The following is a 260-nucleotide window of genomic DNA, read 5'->3' on the forward strand; positions in this document are numbered from 1 at the left end:
AACTTCGGACTACGCGGGTTTCTAATCCTGTTTGCTCCCCATGCTTTCGTACCTCAGCGTCAGTATTAGGCCAGATGGCTGCCTTCGCCATCGGTATTCCTCCAGATCTCTACGCATTTCACCGCTACACCTGGAATTCTACCATCCTCTCCTGCACTCTAGCCTGACAGTTCCGGATGCCGTTCCCAGGTTGAGCCCGGGGCTTTCACAACCGGCTTATCAAGCCACCTACGCGCGCTTTACGCCCAGTAATTCCGATT

At 54.2% G+C, this 260-nt stretch carries 1 rRNA gene; it reads right to left on the reverse strand.

Annotated features, from left to right (window positions below):
• Nucleotides 1–260 (reverse strand): 16S ribosomal RNA (locus K7H09_RS24380); the annotation flags it as partial.

This window comes from Halomonas sp. IOP_14, from assembly GCF_021021315.1.
GTDB classification, from domain to species: Bacteria; Pseudomonadota; Gammaproteobacteria; order Pseudomonadales; family Halomonadaceae; genus Vreelandella; species Vreelandella titanicae.